The organism is Sphingobacterium thalpophilum (assembly GCF_038396785.1).
Taxonomy (GTDB): Bacteria; Bacteroidota; Bacteroidia; order Sphingobacteriales; family Sphingobacteriaceae; genus Sphingobacterium; species Sphingobacterium thalpophilum_A.
The window spans coordinates 4,967,325-4,983,595 of the sequence record NZ_CP151087.1 but is presented as its reverse complement, the minus strand read 5'-3'; the positions used below and the strand labels follow the sequence as shown (position 1 = coordinate 4,983,595).

Below are 16,271 nucleotides of genomic sequence, written 5' to 3'. Positions count from 1 at the left end.
AACACCATTCAACAAAGCGATGATAGTAAGCAATCATACTTTTATTACTATTACAAAGATAGTAACAATATTTCAGGTTTGGTGTACTTCAAAAACGGACCATTGGGTCATTTTTGAATACTTGTTTTTTGGCCTTAACAATCGTTGAAGGATGAAATTTAAAAAACCGAAGCTTATTCTTCCACAGAATGTAATTATATTGATATTGCGAAAATTCAGTTCAAATGAAATGCTATTTAAATTGGCATTGCTACATCTTATAAGTAATTGAACTTATGTTGAACTTTACATCACCCGATATTGTTTTAATGCTTTTCAAGTTTTCAAGGTCAGTAGATTCAGGGTGAGGAAGAAAAACAACGTATTTGTGAAGCTGGTCATCTAGTTTAAAACTCAAATTCACAACCAAAGCTCTCAAATTTAAAGGTCTATTGATGACACCTAAATCAGTATTTTCTAATGGCGCGTGTTCTGCCAGACATGCAAATGGAAAGTCTTGCTCATTTTTACGGTTATTCAAAATGTCCAAAATAACACCATAGGTGTTCGATTTATAACCTGATCTATCATATAGCAAGTCGTATCCAATTCGTGAAAATGCGGTTAGGTACGCACATTTTAGTATAGTTTTAACTTTAAGTTTGGTAGACATTTGTCCAGAAACTTTAAAAGATAGTTCATTCCAATTATCAAATAAACCTTTAAATTCCATGACTTTGATGTTATGCTGTGAAGTCATGAATTTTATATTCATCTTATTAACTTCCGAAGCTTGTAATCTTTGTAATGAAAATTCTGTTGTGATACCTTTCATATCTAAATTCTCAGCACTTATTTTTGCATTTAGAACTTTACCATGTTCTAAGAAATTTTTCGTTTGAAAAAATAGAAGTAGGTCTTTGTCTGAAGTATGTCCATCTGTATTATTAACTTCTTTAGCTACGAGGACCAATTCTTTTCCTCCAAGGCTTTTGGGCGGGACATGTTCTATTGTTAGTTCTTTATTTTTAAGGCTCTCAATTGAGTATAAATTTAGAGAAATTGGACATAGGTATAATTCATCAGGAAGCGTAAAATCTCCTGCATTAATTGTTATACCGTGTTTTTTGAAGGTTTCTTTCCAATTGGATGCAAATCTACTGAAAAAATGTTGTCTATACATTGCTTCTCAATATAGGTAAAAAACCATATATTAGCCAATAATTGTCAAGTCAAATTTCAAAGCAAAAGGTTATGATTGGAGAGAAAGTCCGAGAGCTACGAGAGGCGAACAATGTTCTGCTTCGACAGCTTGCTGCTCAGTTGGATATGGATACTGCCTTGTTGAGTAAGATGGAACGTGGTGATCGCGCATTTAGGAAAGAAGACCTATTGAAAATAGCTTCAATTTTCAAAGTTTCTGAACGAGAATTGTTGATTGTGTGGTTGGCAGACAAAGTGCTTAAAGTAGTAGATAATGAGTCGTATAAAAAGGAATCATTGAAATTAGTTATGAAAATTATTTAGTGTCCAATGAGTTTTATCCAATCTAAAAGATTAAAGCAACGTAATGAAGGGTTAAAAGAATTGGAGAAATCTCTTGACAATAAGGAGAAATCTCTGATTATACACTACTCTTGCGAGTCTTTTGTGAATTTACATGGGAGAAGTCCTCGCGTAACATCTATCTCAATTCGTAATTTACAGACAGGACAAACTATTTCATTTTCAATTCATATTCAGGCTCAAATTAATCAAATGGATTTTAATAATTTATCTGATACTGATTACGATAAATTAGAATATGATATGCTTGATGAGTTTTACCGTTTTGCTAGAGAAAGGCTTAAATTTAAATGGATTCATTGGAATATGCGTGATACTAATTTTGGGTTTGAAGCCATTTCAAATAGATTTCGAATTCTTTGCGGCATTCCGTTAGAAATTGATATTGAAAATAGATTTGATTTGCCTAGAATCTTAACTAAAATATATACGTATGATTATGAAGATCATGGAGAGAGCGGTAAATTACTGAGTTTATGCCAAAGGAATGGAATTTCCTGCAGAGATGCTTTGAGTGGTAAAAAGGAGGCTGAAGCTTTTGAAAATAGAAACTATCTTGCTCTTCATAAATCTACCCTGAATAAGGTTAGTATTATTGAAAGTATTCTAGAGAAAATTGATAGTAATAGCTTAAAAGTGAAAGTAAACCAAAGAACAATTTATGGATTATCCATTTCAGGAATAAAGGAGATTATTTCGAATAATTGGATTTTAAGTGGAATTTGGAGTTTTGCAGTATTTTGGTTAGGATTTTTCGTGCAGAAATATTTCGGTTAGAAATAGACCTACAGAATATTTTGACTAGTTAATTAACCGTGTTGTTGTAAGAATATGACCATTGCTCAGATAGAAGATAATATTAAGGGGCTGATTGCTTCTGTTGATTCTGATACTTTTATATATGATTTTTTGTTGGCGTTTGGTACTCCGAAGGCTACTATCGCTCGGCTTCAGTCGGGTAAGATAAATCTTGGTGAAGCTGATGGTGAGCTTGTCTGGAAGAAGAAGCTTCTTTATAGACAGGTCGCTGCGAGCACTAATCTGTTGGAGTTGGTCCAGGAGCTTCGAAGTGACGTGCGGTTGAAAAAATCTCAACCTCGTTTTGTGATGGTGACGGATCTGGAGACGTTGTTGGCTGTTGATTTGCTGACGCAGGATACTTTGGATTGTAAGGTTGCAGACTTGGATAAGCACTTCGATTTCTTCTTGCCGTTTGCTGGTATCGAGAAGGCTCAGTATTTGGCGGAGAATCCTGCAGATGTAAAGGCTGCGGAGAAGATGGCTAAGCTTTATGATCAGATTAACCTGGATAATCAGTTTTCTACTGAAGATGAGATCCATCAGCTGAATGTTTTCTTGTCGCGGTTGTTGTTCTGCTACTTTGCGGAAGATACGGGGATTTTTGAAGACAAATTGTTTACTGCAGCCATCACCAGTAATACCAAAGCAGACGCTAGTGATACACAGGAATATCTACGGGATCTTTTCTTGATTCTGAATACGGACAATGTTGACCGTACCAATGAAAAACAGTACTTGCACAAATTTCCTTATGTAAATGGTGGGCTCTTCCGTGAGGTGTACCCTATTCCGGTGCTGTCGGTTAAATCGCGAAACTTAATTTTGGAATGTGGCCAGTTGGATTGGTCTGCTATTAATCCGGACATCTTTGGATCTATGATCCAGGCTGTAGTCACGACGGATAAGCGCGGTGGATTGGGGATGCATTATACTTCGGTTCCGAATATTATGAAGGTTATCAATCCTTTATTCTTGGACGAACTGTTGGAAGAGTATCAAAAGTCCAAGGGCAATGTAAAGCAATTGAATGCTTTGATACAGCGGATATCCAATATCAAGATATTTGACCCTGCTTGTGGATCTGGTAATTTTTTGATCATCGCTTATAAAAAGCTTCGGGAATTAGAGATTCAAATACTCAACGATTTGACGGAGCTTAAAGGAAATAAGGGATCAGGTACTTTGGATTTTGTGTCCTTCAACTCACTAATTAGCTTAAATAACTTTTTTGGGATTGAGATTGATGACTTTGCACATGAAATCGCTCGTTTGTCTTTGTGGCTAGCAGAACATCAGATGAACCAAGCTTTTCGAAAAGAATTTGGACACTCAAGGCCTGCCTTACCACTAAAAGATTCGGGAAAAATAGTTCGTGCTAATGCTTGTCGTATTGATTGGGAAGAAGTTTGCCCGAAAGAAGATGGTGATGAGATTTATATTCTAGGGAATCCGCCTTATAAGGGTTTTTCTCAGCAAACTAAGATTCAAAAAGAAGACCTTTTCGACTATTTAGGAAAGTCTACTAAGCTAGATTATATATCATTATGGTTTTTGAAGGCTTCCGAATTTATTAGAGAAACTCAAGCTAAGTATGCTTTAGTATCTACAAATTCAATTTGTCAAGGAGAACAAGCTACACTTCTTTGGAAATCTATTTTTGATCTAAATCAGGAAATTTATTTTGGTCACCAATCATTTAAGTGGGCTAATAATGCGAAGGGAAAGGCTGCTGTATTCTGTGTTATTGTTGGCGTACGAAATATCAATTCTGAAGCTAAACATCTATATGCAGATAATGTGAAAAAAAAAGTTTCATATATTAATTCTTATCTTGAAGAAGGAAATAAGGTCTTAGTTCACAAACGATCTACACCTATCTCAAGCTTGCCCAATATGGTCCTTGGAAATATGCCTTATGATCGAGGTATTATACATTTTGATTATTCAGAATATACAGCAATTGTTTCTAAAACACCTGCGATAAAAAAATTCATTAGACAGATTGTTGGCTCTAAAGAATATATTAATAGAATACCTAGATATTGTCTTTGGATTACAGATAACTTATTAGGTGATGCGCTTTCATTCCCTTTTATTAAAGAAAAGATTGAACTTAACAAGAAAATAAGGCTAGAGTCTATAGACCCAGGTGTAAGAAAATTAGCTGATACTCCTCATAAGTTTAGAGAAATGAGGGAAGCAAATAAGACAACCTTAGTATTCCCTGGAACGTCCTCTGAAAGGAGAAAATATATTCCAATAGGTGTTGTTGATAAACAAATCATTGTCAACAATCTTGCATTTGCAATTTATGATCCGCCATTTTATGTTTTTTCTTTATGTACATCGGCTATGCATATGACATGGGTAAGACAAGTCGCAGGTCGTTTGAAAAATGATTATAGATACTCGTCCGTAATTTGCTACAACACCTTCCCTTTCCCGAAAATCAGTAAAGAGAAAGAAAGAGAACTGGAGGAATGGGCTTATCAGATTTTGGAAACAAGAGAGCGATATCCAGAGAAAACATTGGCACAACTATATGATTCCGATAAGATGCCAGATGATTTGCGCGAAGTGCATCGCTTGAATGATTTGGCTGTGGAATCATGTTACCGCGCAAAACCTTTCGATTCGGATGAAGAAAGATTGGAGCATTTGTTTAAATTGTATGAGAAAATGATTGCAGCAGAAAAAAAGAAATAAGGTATGGCAGCTGACTTGACTACATCGCCTGTTGATAGGCAGAATATATTAAATAATCCCGAAGCGCTGGATAGTATTCAGGAATTCTTGGGTATTACAGGCATGCTCTATGATGGACAGTATCGGTTTACGACGACGCAGTTGGCCGACTTCTTTGATGTGTCCGATCGGACCATAAAACGCTATGTGGAAAATCATTTGCAGGAACTGGAGCACAATGGCTACTGTGTATTGCGTGGAGCAAAACTGAAGGAATTCAAGGAGCTTTTTGGACACTTAATCTACAAAGATATTGATCAAGAGTCACAGAGGGACACTGATGTCCCTCTGTCAACAAATGTAACTGAGAAGCAGAAGCTTAATCGATTAAAAGCTTTGGCTGTATTCAATTTCCGTGCTTTTCTAAATTTGGCTATGATTCTAGTTGACAGCGAGCGGGCCAAATCCATTCGTAGTGCTATCCTTGATGTGGTGCTGGACCTAGTTAATAAAAAACTTGGAGGATCGGTGAAGTATATCAACCAGCGCGATGATGAGTATTTGTTGGCCATAGTAAAAGAGCCAAAGTATAGAAAAGAGTTTACGAGTGCACTTAGTCGCTATCTAAACATGGGTAATGTAAAGTATAAGTTTTATACGGACGCTATCTACCAGTCTATATTCAAGGAAAAAGCTAGCGAATATAAGGAGCTACTACAGTTAGATGAAAAGGATAACGCTAGAGAAACGATGTATGCTGAGGTACTCAAGCTAATTGCGTCTTTTGAAATCGGTATAGCGGATGAAATGAAAGATGAGTATGACCGCCTTGGTAGACAGCTAGAACCCACAGAATTGAACGCTCTGATTCACCGCTTTGTGAATCGACGTCATTGGGAACCGCAGTTGGAGGATGCTCGGGTAAAAATGGCTTCGCGGGATTATGGTTTCCGTGATGTAGTGCATAAGAAACTGGAAAGCTATATCGATAGCATTTCGCCAGATGACTATCAGAAGTTTTTGGGTGAGCAAAGTAAAAGCCTTCAGGAGCAGATTGATGAGAATATTGAGGTTTTCAAACGTCTAAAAGATCGCTAGCGCATGGGGGTTCAATACTTTGATGTGGCGCACGCCATTAGCGTTCATGACGATATTATTGATAAATCGGGTGGTCTTCATGGTATTATCAATGAGGGATTGCTAGCCAGCACTCTGGACCATCTGCAGAATGATTTTTACTATGAAAGCTTTGTTGATAAAGCCTGTCACTTATTCTACTCTATCAATAAAAACCACTGCTTTCAGGACGGAAACAAGAGAGCTTCGATCGCACTCACCGCTTATTTTCTAGAGATAAATGGATTGGATTATATAGTCAGTCATTTTATGGTTCAAATGGAAAATATAGCTGTTCATGTGGCCGATAATAAGATTGATAGAGATCTTCTACATGAAATTATCGATTCCATAGTTTACGAAAGTGATTATTCGGAATCGTTGAAGTTAAAGATATTTAATGCATTGCTTTAGCATGCAGTCTTCACAGAGGGACATCAATGTCACTCTGTGAATAATAAACCAATTATAAGAATGGAGAATATTATTCAAGTAACATACGGACAGACAGGATCATCAACAGTATCCGATACAATGGGTATGCGGGAGATGCAACAAAAGGCATTTCAGGCACGTAATAATCAATTGCTATTGATTAAAGCTCCGCCGGCATCTGGTAAATCGCGTGCATTGATGTTTATTGCACTGGATAAGTTGGTCAATCAGGGTATTAAGAAAGTTATTGTAGCTGTTCCGGAACGCTCTATTGGTAGTTCGTTTGCTCGTACAGATTTAATGTCGCATGGTTTTTTTGCGGATTGGGAGCCTAACGAATTGTATAATCTATGTACGCCTGGCTTGGATGGCAGCAAAACTAAAGTAGATGCATTTGTAAATTTCATGCGTAGTGATGAAAAAATTCTGATCTGTACACATGCAACTTTGCGGTTCGCCTATGAAGCTTTAGAAGATTCGGATTTTAACGATTGCTTATTGGCCATTGATGAGTTTCATCACGTCTCTGCAGATGGAAGTAATATTTTAGGTTCGGTATTGCGCAGTCTTATTAATAACTCGAGTGTACATCTTGTGGCTATGACAGGTTCTTATTTCAGGGGAGATTCTATACCGGTATTAGCTCCTGAAGACGAAGCGAAATTTGCTAAGGTTACTTATAATTACTACCAGCAGTTGAATGGCTATAAGTACCTTAAATCATTGGGTATTGGTTATCATTTTTATCAAGGTAAATACCATTTAGCAATTAATGAAGTATTGGATACGGATAAAAAGACAATTCTGCATATTCCCAATGTGAACTCGGGCGAGTCGACAAAGGATAAATATGATGAAGTCGACCGTATCTTAGATATGATTGGTGAAATAGAAAGTGTGGATCCAGAGACAGGAATTATTCATGTTCGAAGACGAGCTGATGGGAAGGTCTTGAAGGTTGCAGATTTGGTTAATGATGATGCTAAGCAACGTGAAAAGATCGTGAATTATCTACGGGATATTCAAACTGAAGATGATATGGATCTGATCATCGCTTTGGGTATGGCTAAGGAAGGATTTGACTGGCCTTATTGTGAGCATGCATTGACCGTTGGTTATCGCGGTTCGTTAACTGAGATTGTCCAGATTATCGGTCGTGCTACGCGTGACAGTGCAAACAAGACACATGCGCAGTTTACCAATCTATTGGCTAAACCGGATACACAAGATGATAACGTTGTCGTTGCCGTTAACAATATGCTGAAAGCTATTACCGCTTCGCTCTTAATGGAACAAGTATTGGCACCCAACTTTAATTTCAAACCAAAGCGTGATGAAAATGAAATTGATGAGCCCGGTACGATTAAAATAAAGGGATTTAAGGGACTAGTGTCAAAACGTGTGAAAGATATCGTTGAAGAAGATATTAATGATCTGAAAGCGGCAATATTGCAGGATAAGGATGTTACGAAAGCTTTGTCGAGTACAATTGATGCGGAGGTAATCAATAAGGTACTTATTCCTAAAGTTATTAAAATGCGCTATCCAGACTTGGAAGAAGAAGAACTGGAAGCTGTTCGACAATATGTAGTTACGGACTCAGCTGTAAAGACTGGTACAATTTCGGAGGTTGGGGACCAGAAGTTCATCACCTTGGCCAATCAATTTATTAATATCGAAGACATTTCTATTAACCTGATTGATACCATTAATCCTTTTCAGCGTGCTTTTGAAGTCATTTCAAAATCAGTTACTGTTCCTATGCTGAAAGCTATTCAGGATGTACTACTCGCTTCTAAGATAAAAATAACGGAGGAAGAGGCACTGTTGACTTGGCCATCTATATTGGCATTTGTAAAAGAACAAGGACGGGAACCAGATGTGCATTCTGCTGATCTGAAGGAACAGCGTTATGCTGAAGTGTTGTTGTATATACGAGATAAGAAAAGAAAATCGGTGACTCAAAATGGATAAGAAAATTTACCGCAGTTTTGAAGATATCTTTGCTGATGATGAATTCAATCTGCTGGAAGTTAAGCCAGCTGCACGTCGCATTACTGAGGAGGAACGTTTAATCCAATCTTTTCAGGAAATTAATGATTTTGTTTCTGAGTATGGTCAGTCTCCGGAACGGGAAAATGGTTTCAAAGAACGTATGTTGGCAGCTCGTCTTGAGGCCTTGTCTCAAGATTCTGATAAGGTTTCTGTACTAAGTTCATTTGATGAATTTGGCCTGTTGCCTGTCGTGGATATTTTGGATACAGAATTTGTTTCTGAAGAACCTGCAGCAGTTGCTGAAGAAGAAGTTGACTTTACGGATATGGAGGTTACGTCGTTTGATGACTTGCTGAATGCAGATCCATTTAATCTTTTAGGTGATTTAGAGGAAGAACAGCTGCAGATATTTGATACTTCAAATTTGCCTCAGCTGGATAAAGAACGGGAGAAAACAGATTTTGTAGCGAGAAGAAAACGGTGTAAAGATTTTGATCAATATGAGCCTATGTTTAAATCGGTGCATGCTGACTTGAAATCCGGCGATAGAAAATATGTTGAGTTTAAGGCGGGTGCTCTTCAGGCTGGGACCTTTTATGTTCACAAGGGTGTTATCTTTTTGTTGGAAAGTATTGAGGTGACTCGAGCTGATCATTATAAAGAAGATGGTACTCGTGTAAGGTTTGATGGTCGTACGCGTTGTATTTTTGAGAATGGGACGGAATCTAATATGTATTTGAGATCGGTAGAGAAAATGCTATATGACGAAGGGTCTGCTATCTCTCATTCTAATAAATCTAATATGCATTCGTTGCTGAGTAATGCAAATTTGGTTAATGAGAGTGACCAGGAGTCTGGTTTCATTTATGTGCTGCGATCTAAATCTGTTGATCCAGTGATTCGTGGGATTAAAAACTTGTATAAGATTGGTGTGGCTCGTAATAGTGTAGAGGATCGTATTAAAAATGCGAAGGATGAGGCTACTTACTTGATGTCTGATGTGCATTTGGTGTCTAAGGTGGTCTGTTATAATCTTGACGCTTATAAGTTTGAACAGCTAATGCATACTTTTTTTGCGGAGGTGTGCTTGGACTTGGAAGTGGCGGATAAGAATGGTTTTAAGACTAGGCCCAGGGAATGGTTTGTGGCTCCTTTGGATATGATTTTACAGGCAATAGATTTGTTTGTTTCTGGGGAGATTGTGAAGTATCGATATGATGCTACAATTGAAGGCATAGTTTTGAAATAAGTATAGCTTGCTCAGTTGATAAAATAAATGTTATATTATGATTAATAGTTTAGAAAAAATATATTCATTTGAAGCAAGGGATATTCCTGGGGAAATTTCCAAAGTGACAAGTGAATCATTAGGTATAGACCAGATATTTTTCACACCACCTAAAGAAGCAATCCAAAATGATCTCGAAGGAGACTGGAAGCGTTCAGTCATAACAATAGATAAAAGGAATAATATCTTAAAACTTTATCCTTATCAGGTATGAGGTATCGAACCAATGAAAAATCGTTATTTAAAATTGAGAGTTATCAATTTTGAGCTGAAAGAGACACAATTGGCGGATTACGAATCTGGTGACCTAAATGATTTCTTGGATGAAGTATTGCCTAATTCTTTTTTAAAAAATTATAATTTTGGTTTAGGATTTAAGAAGAATTATCGATCAATTGTAAAGTCCCTTGAGGACTTTGAAATTAACGAATTAACCATCGTATATTCTGAAAAAACAGCTTTCGATATCTCGAACCATAAAGTGATAATTAACCGTGTTGATTTAAGTGAAATATGTAATGGAATTGACAGTCTTACAAAAAGGGTTCAGCGTCTGTCTTACAATTTAAAATGTGAATCGGTGGGAAGTTGGATTGTTCAAGCTATTAATGGAGAGCACGAAAGTACTTATCAAAATATGTCCAAAGAAATAACAAAACAGATTGGATCTGCAAGAAAATTTCTTTTTGATGGTGCTAATAAAAGGGAGCAAAAAGATGCTATGGATGTAATTCGTAGAAATGGCTCTAAAATAGCCAGAGAGCAACCTTTTGAATTATATAAGCTTCGAAACGAGATTGAGTTAGTCTCGCTAAAACAATTAATTGATAAGTATACCAACATGTTAAATGTTAGTACAACGGAAGCTCAATGGCAAAAGTTATTTGAACAAAACCCTTTTATCTTAAATATGATCTTTGGTGTCCCAATCATGCTGGTTCAAGGTCAAGCTACAGTAGGTGGTCGAAATTTTAGGGGTAAGGGAGATAAGATTACAGATTTTTTGGTAAAGAACGCTATAGGAGGCAATGCTGCATTGATTGAAATCAAAACACCTTCTATGGAATTGTTGAAAAAGAATACTTATAGAAGCGGGGTATTTGGCCCTTCGGATAAGCTGACGTCTTCTGTTAATCAGGTACTCGATCAAATGTATCATTTTCAAAAAAACATCTTAAGTCTTTCTTCTGGCATGACAGGCCAGTCTATAGAGACATATCATGTTACAGGGGTTTTAATCGCTGGAAATGCTGTGAATACTGCTGAGGAACAAAAATCTTTCGATCTTTATCGCGGTAATAGCAAAAATGTACAGATAATCACCTTTAAAGAGCTGCTAGAAAAATTAAAATACCTTTACGATTTTCTTAATCAAGACGGAGCTGAATCTGTTGAGGAAAATATGCACGACAGTAGCGATGACGACCTACCTTTTTAATTTTCAACTTCGAAAAGACATCAACAAACTACGGTCGGCCATATCTACCTGCAAGCAGTTTAGTAAGAAAGTGGAGTTGAATCTGGAGCTTAAGAGCGGTGAAAAAGAAATTAGGAGGGCTGTGCTCAAATAAGAAGATAATTATTTTAAGTAATTTTCCATTCAAAACCTCTCTCAATGGATAGAATCTTAAATACTTGATATGCGAATTCGGCTATTGATTTTATAAGCCTATCAATTTTTTTGTAATCTAATAAAATTTCGGACTCATTTTCGTTTATCGGATTGAATGATGCAAAATGCCTAGCTAAATTTGTGTAATCATTTGATTTAAATATCTTTCGTTTTTTATAATATTTTGACTGTGTGTAACAGCGTGTCTCAGCTCTGAGATTGTCTTCCAAAAAACAGAAAACTTCAATCTGTAATTATTGGATTCAGAATAACTATTAAAATTTTCTTTGGTCGCTTTACGAATTAGCTTTAAAAGTGATTCACCTCCTGGGTAGGTAACTCTATCTTGCGGATTAATCTTTTCCGTTTTTATTTCTTCGGAAAAGAAATCGTCTAATTTGCATTTTTCATAAACAAAATTTTTGAAAAGCTTTTCTAAAGCTTCAAAACTTTGTGCTAAAACATAACAACATTCAACTGATATCAACCTAGCCACTTCATCATTAAATCCATTTGCGAATACAGATTTCGAAATACCTGTATGAAAATTAATATCCCAACCGTTGTCGGTTACTCCAGTAATATCGCTTATAACAAGCGCCGATGCTGATATTAAATGTTCTGGAGATACATCACTGTAACTTTTGAGAGTAGCATTCATCATGTTATTCATGAAGTAAGCATTATGTCTCAAAACAATTAGTCGTTCATAAAACAGCCTTAAATCATTATAATAAGAATTATCTTCCTGCGTTATCATATCATCAATAGTGGATTTAGGTTTTCTATTTAACGTCAAAGGTAATAGATGTCTTTTTGAGATTTTTGGCTATTGCCGACCCTTCATTAATTTCTCCAAATACTCTACCTTAGATTTTTCCGCTTCCAAAAGTCGTTCGTACAATTCTATGATTTTATCCAGTGGATTAATAGTGCACAAGTAATTGTTATTGTTTGAACTGCTGTCTTGGAAAGTGTTATTAATAATATTGAACACAGCCTCTTCACTAAAATTCTCAATCGCTTCCGGAGTAACACCTAATATTTCTGCTACTTGTGCCAATAAATCAGCTTCGATAGCAGCACTTTTTTCGATATTGGATACCGTCTGCTGACTTACGCCCAATTCAATCGCTAAAGCTTCCTGCTTCATTCCCCGCAGTTCACGGATACGGCTGATTTTTCTTCCTATATGGTTTGTGGTGTTAGTTGTATTCATAATATCCAAAGTTAACATTTATTCAGCACTCAATATACGAAAGATATTCAGATGGTACAATACAAGTTAATTCTAGTGAAATACCACTTATTATTGGTGTAAAACAAGCTTTATTGGTTCGGTACATGAATGATGTTGTGTTCATTTGGTTACAACAAATCCATAAGATTATGCATCATGTAGATTATGAAAGTAGTTACATCGCACTACTAAAAGATGAAGAAATACTAAATCCGTATATAGTATTAAAAGAGACATTCAAAGAGTTTTCATCACCTATTCACCTACAGGATGAATTATTTGAAATATTTACACTGGCTATCCGTCGAAATTATTGGATAACTTATGAATCTCCATTGATTCTTTATCACTATCAAACGGATAAACACACAAATGAGTAATATTCCTTCATAAAACATTGTTTTTCAATATGTTTTTATAAGAATACAAAAACTCACCTCTCTGTTTTTCAGAACAATTCTGTCTGTATCCAAGGTGGTTTTCTTCGTTTTTTCTGTTTCGTGTAAGTTCTCCTGCTGTTCTGTACCATCCAAAATATTTCCAGATGGCTGATTAAATGAATCCTGATGAGTGCCGCAATGGTAGAAAATGCCTTTTTGCTCTTTGATTTTACACGTAGAACTTGCAACAGTAGCTGTGCAATCAGGGTACACCAAATTTGGGTTTTGATGCCGTTTTCTGTTTCGGAATAAAAATAATGTAACTGGAAGTTTTGTTTGAGTTTTTTGAACAATAGTTCAATGTTCCAACGAAGTTTGTACAAAAAAGCGACTTCTTCCCGGCTGATTTCAAAATTATTGGTGATAAACTCAAAAATCCGCCCTTTATCATCCCTGTAGTTTACTTTTCTGAGGCATAAAGTCTTTTGCTTATTGTCTTCTTTGTAAATGAGATGAACGTGCTCTTCCAGCAAAACACCGGATTCTCCGTCTTGCAACTCTTGTCTGAAGAGTTCTTCCTCTACTTGATATACCGCATTTTTCTTCAATCTGCACACAAAATTGACTTGTTGCTCCGTCCAATGGGCAAATTGCAGGTAATGATTGTAAGCTCTGTCAAAAACAATCATGCTGTGGGCTGCCAGATTCAAATACTGAAGAAAATTTTTGTCGTGCAGTTTAGCTTCGCTGATTTTCACAAATTCAGGCGTATCGCTGTGGGCATCTGTCATCATGTGTACTTTCAGTCCGCCTTTTTTCTTTCCTTCGTTCTTGGGGTTTCTGCCTACTCCTTTCATAATGTCTGAAAACAAGCGTATGGTACTGGAATCGAAGATAAAAAGCTTGGCAAAAGAAACATTATCAATACGGCTGACCGACAAAACGGACTTGAAATGTTCCAATAACATAAAATAGACATCCTTGAAAAATTCATTGTCCCTGCCCCGAAGCCCATCGCCTGCCGTGCTCTTGGCGGGAGATTTTTCCATTCCCAAATAATTGAGTTTCCCTGCCAAACCTTGCATCCCATCGCATATTTCACCCATAGAATCGCATCGGCTGAATATGCCGAAAAGCATCGTCATCAAATGCGTCCACGAATCAAATGTTTTATAATATCGGTCTGATTGATGCTTGTTAACCAATAAATCAAACTTGTTGCGGGGGATAAATTGCAATATTTGTTTGAAAATTGGCTGACCGACTAAATTCTTTTCTGTATTTTTATGGCTCATATTTTTAGTGTGTAGTAAAACTAAAATATGAAAAAAGGAGCTACCTGAACAGATGGCTCCTTATATTTTTTTGTCGGTTAGTAGTGATTCTTTATAATAAATACAGGCAGTTAATACGTCTATTTGAAGCAGGATGGTTGATTCAAAAGATATTATTTTTATCTGAGCAAACAATTTACGGTATTCTTATCGACTAATTTAAATTATGAAAAGCACTATTTCCCTATTATTGATAAATCCACTGGATTGGATAGTTATTATAAATTTTCGATGAAACACATCGGTTTAAATACTGGAATTGGATTTCGAAAAAACTTCTATTTTGAATTACAAAACACTATATATTTATCAAAGCTCAAATCTGAAGGTTTTTGGAATCTACGGACTAACTTTAGAAAACCTTCTTTTACACAAGGGGATATTGGGGGCACTAATAACCTAAGTCTGTTAGTTGAATATCCTTATAAAAACTTTAGTCTCGGCTTGATAGCTTATTATAAAACTTCTTTTTTTAGAAACGGAAAAGACATAACACATACCATAAACGGAGATCAAAGGACACGACTAAACGAATTCAATACATATGTGTCCTAAATAAATTTTAGGATTCGATTTCTGTGGTACAAGCATAGCTTTTTTCATCATTTCGATATTGACCCCTATTTTTCAATCTGCGAAGATCTTTAGCTGTCCCTTTTTTCCTTTTATAGGCGGCCTGAGAAAGGGATCATCTATCCATTGCCAGATGTTTATTTTCACGAAGATATTCATTCTGATGAATGCGACCAGATTGGACAGGTTCCAGTCATATTTGGCCTTTTTTTGTAAGTATTTTAACAGTAATATGCCAATGAGTGAAGTCCAGATCTGGATCATCACTGCATTTTCAGAAGTCCCTATGAATGTCGATACTTTTAAGCGCTGCTTTAGATGCTTGAAGAAGACTTCGATATGCCAGCGTTGTTTATAGATGTTTGCCACCAAAGAAGCCTTCCACTTCGTATTATTGGTCAAAAAGTGGTACTCATTGCCAGTGGTGCTGTCCCAAAAGTGGACTAGGCGTAGCGGCTTGCCGTTGTATTTATTGCAGGCAGCACCGGATAGCTCAATGAGCTCATCCTTAAGGATCCCCTTTTCCATGAGTGCTTCACTCTGATAGGACTTGATAACCTTGTACTTCATATTAACTTTACTCCTGGTAACGAAGTAACACCCCCTGCTGTCCAAATCCCCAAGCCAGCTGTAATCCACGTAGCCACGGTCCACTACCACCACGCTTCCCTTGGAAAAACTGTAACTACCGGCTCGCTGGCTCTCATGTACTTTTCCATCGGTAATCTGCATAAAAACAGGTAGGCAGCCATCATAATCCAAGACAGTGTGCAGCTTTACGGCACCTTTGGTGCTGCGAAACTTTGCCCAGTCAAATACAGATAGACATAAGGGGATGATGCTTGCATCCATCAGATATACTTTACGCTTTAGCTGACCAAGATCTTTGCGAAAATGGGTGTCCTTTTGCCAAAGCCTATCCAAAACAGAATAGTAAAGATCTTTGAAAAGTTCATGGGTACGGTGTGTGTTGATATAGGATATATTAGACTTACTTGGAGCTCTTACTACACCTAAGTGGTTCAGATTACCAGTGGTACTGCGTAGACCGTTACTAATATCACGAACCGAATCTGCCGAGGAAAAATGACAGAAAAGCATACTGACTAGATGCGTCCAGCTGTTGATCCCTTTCTGATGTTTGTCACTTTTGTGCTTTGAAACCAAATCTTTGAATAATTCGCGGTCGATAAGAGATAAAATCTGACTAAAAACATTTAAATTTATCATGGCGGTGTGTTATAATTTTGCAATTTAAATATAGCAA

The 16,271-nt window shown here is 36.6% G+C and carries 14 protein-coding genes; 9 read left to right on the top strand and 5 right to left on the bottom strand.

Annotation, left to right across the window (positions count from 1 at the left end; translation table 11 throughout):
• Window positions 1-250: 250 nt before the first annotated feature.
• Complete coding sequence (locus tag AACH28_RS22000; RefSeq protein WP_341831504.1) at window positions 251-1,162, bottom strand: hypothetical protein; 912 nt, start codon at window positions 1,160-1,162, stop codon at window positions 251-253.
• A gap of 71 nt (window positions 1,163-1,233) precedes the next feature.
• Between AACH28_RS22000 and AACH28_RS21995 the strand changes: the two genes are divergently transcribed.
• The 9 genes from AACH28_RS21995 to AACH28_RS21955 are packed head-to-tail and all read left to right on the top strand — an operon-like array spanning window position 1,234 to window position 11,303.
• The gene (locus tag AACH28_RS21995) at window positions 1,234-1,506 is read left to right on the top strand and encodes a helix-turn-helix transcriptional regulator (RefSeq protein WP_341831503.1); all 273 of its coding nucleotides are present in this window, start codon (window positions 1,234-1,236) and stop codon (window positions 1,504-1,506) included.
• A gap of 6 nt (window positions 1,507-1,512) precedes the next feature.
• Window positions 1,513-2,322 carry a hypothetical protein gene (locus AACH28_RS21990; RefSeq protein ID WP_341831502.1) on the top strand — a complete coding sequence of 270 codons (810 nt, stop codon included), beginning with the start codon at window positions 1,513-1,515 and terminating at the stop codon, window positions 2,320-2,322.
• 54 nt (window positions 2,323-2,376) lie between these two features.
• Window positions 2,377-5,052, top strand: coding sequence for a DNA methyltransferase (locus AACH28_RS21985; protein ID WP_341831501.1), 2,676 nt, complete (start codon window positions 2,377-2,379; stop codon window positions 5,050-5,052).
• A 3-nt stretch (window positions 5,053-5,055) separates the two neighbouring features.
• Entirely contained in the window at window positions 5,056-6,129 is a 1,074-nt protein-coding gene (locus AACH28_RS21980; protein ID WP_341831500.1) for a DNA-binding protein, read from the top strand.
• Between the two features lie 3 nt (window positions 6,130-6,132).
• The gene (locus AACH28_RS21975) at window positions 6,133-6,561 is read left to right on the top strand and encodes a type II toxin-antitoxin system death-on-curing family toxin (RefSeq protein ID WP_341831499.1); all 429 of its coding nucleotides are present in this window, start codon (window positions 6,133-6,135) and stop codon (window positions 6,559-6,561) included.
• 60 nt (window positions 6,562-6,621) lie between these two features.
• On the top strand, window positions 6,622-8,556 hold the full coding sequence (locus tag AACH28_RS21970) for a DEAD/DEAH box helicase (RefSeq protein WP_341831498.1): 1,935 nt from the start codon (window positions 6,622-6,624) through the stop codon (window positions 8,554-8,556).
• A complete protein-coding gene (locus AACH28_RS21965) occupies window positions 8,549-9,826 on the top strand; it encodes a GIY-YIG nuclease family protein (protein ID WP_341831497.1) in 1,278 nt (425 codons plus the stop codon). Before AACH28_RS21970 ends, AACH28_RS21965 begins: the two co-directional genes overlap by 8 nt.
• 37 nt (window positions 9,827-9,863) lie before the next feature.
• A complete protein-coding gene (locus tag AACH28_RS21960; RefSeq protein ID WP_341831496.1) occupies window positions 9,864-10,079 on the top strand; it encodes a hypothetical protein in 216 nt (71 codons plus the stop codon).
• A gap of 12 nt (window positions 10,080-10,091) precedes the next feature.
• Window positions 10,092-11,303 (top strand): Shedu immune nuclease family protein, encoded by a 1,212-nt coding sequence (locus AACH28_RS21955; protein WP_341831495.1) that lies wholly within the window; start codon window positions 10,092-10,094, stop codon window positions 11,301-11,303.
• 307 nt (window positions 11,304-11,610) lie between these two features.
• Here AACH28_RS21955 and AACH28_RS21950 read toward each other — a convergent pair whose 3' ends face one another.
• The 4 genes from AACH28_RS21950 to AACH28_RS21935 all read right to left on the bottom strand — a co-directional run bounded on the left by AACH28_RS21950 (window position 11,611) and on the right by AACH28_RS21935 (window position 16,234).
• Window positions 11,611-12,237: a hypothetical protein gene (locus tag AACH28_RS21950; RefSeq protein ID WP_341831494.1), complete on the bottom strand. Its 627-nt coding sequence runs from the start codon at window positions 12,235-12,237 to the stop codon at window positions 11,611-11,613.
• Between the two features lie 69 nt (window positions 12,238-12,306).
• Entirely contained in the window at window positions 12,307-12,696 is a 390-nt protein-coding gene (locus tag AACH28_RS21945; protein ID WP_341831493.1) for a helix-turn-helix transcriptional regulator, read from the bottom strand.
• Between the two features lie 469 nt (window positions 12,697-13,165).
• Window positions 13,166-14,392, bottom strand: coding sequence for an IS4 family transposase (locus tag AACH28_RS21940; protein ID WP_073067027.1), 1,227 nt, complete (start codon window positions 14,390-14,392; stop codon window positions 13,166-13,168).
• Window positions 14,393-15,058: 666 nt separating this feature from the next.
• The gene (locus AACH28_RS21935; RefSeq protein ID WP_103290968.1) at window positions 15,059-16,234 is read right to left on the bottom strand and encodes an IS4 family transposase; all 1,176 of its coding nucleotides are present in this window, start codon (window positions 16,232-16,234) and stop codon (window positions 15,059-15,061) included.
• Window positions 16,235-16,271: the final 37 nt, after the last annotated feature.

Bases quoted from the DNA above. Each gene is read 5' to 3' on its own strand.
- AACH28_RS22000 (WP_341831504.1), bottom strand. From the start codon at position 1,162: ATGTATAGACAACATTTTTTCAGTAGATTTGCATCCAATTGGAAAGAA.
- AACH28_RS21995 (WP_341831503.1), top strand. From the start codon at position 1,234: ATGATTGGAGAGAAAGTCCGAGAGCTACGAGAGGCGAACAATGTTCTG.
- AACH28_RS21990 (WP_341831502.1), top strand. From the start codon at position 1,513: ATGAGTTTTATCCAATCTAAAAGATTAAAGCAACGTAATGAAGGGTTA.
- AACH28_RS21985 (WP_341831501.1), top strand. From the start codon at position 2,377: ATGACCATTGCTCAGATAGAAGATAATATTAAGGGGCTGATTGCTTCT.
- AACH28_RS21980 (WP_341831500.1), top strand. From the start codon at position 5,056: ATGGCAGCTGACTTGACTACATCGCCTGTTGATAGGCAGAATATATTA.
- AACH28_RS21975 (WP_341831499.1), top strand. From the start codon at position 6,133: ATGGGGGTTCAATACTTTGATGTGGCGCACGCCATTAGCGTTCATGAC.
- AACH28_RS21970 (WP_341831498.1), top strand. From the start codon at position 6,622: ATGGAGAATATTATTCAAGTAACATACGGACAGACAGGATCATCAACA.
- AACH28_RS21965 (WP_341831497.1), top strand. From the start codon at position 8,549: ATGGATAAGAAAATTTACCGCAGTTTTGAAGATATCTTTGCTGATGAT.
- AACH28_RS21960 (WP_341831496.1), top strand. From the start codon at position 9,864: ATGATTAATAGTTTAGAAAAAATATATTCATTTGAAGCAAGGGATATT.
- AACH28_RS21955 (WP_341831495.1), top strand. From the start codon at position 10,092: ATGAAAAATCGTTATTTAAAATTGAGAGTTATCAATTTTGAGCTGAAA.
- AACH28_RS21950 (WP_341831494.1), bottom strand. From the start codon at position 12,237: ATGATAACGCAGGAAGATAATTCTTATTATAATGATTTAAGGCTGTTT.
- AACH28_RS21945 (WP_341831493.1), bottom strand. From the start codon at position 12,696: ATGAATACAACTAACACCACAAACCATATAGGAAGAAAAATCAGCCGT.
- AACH28_RS21940 (WP_073067027.1), bottom strand. From the start codon at position 14,392: ATGAGCCATAAAAATACAGAAAAGAATTTAGTCGGTCAGCCAATTTTC.
- AACH28_RS21935 (WP_103290968.1), bottom strand. From the start codon at position 16,234: ATGATAAATTTAAATGTTTTTAGTCAGATTTTATCTCTTATCGACCGC.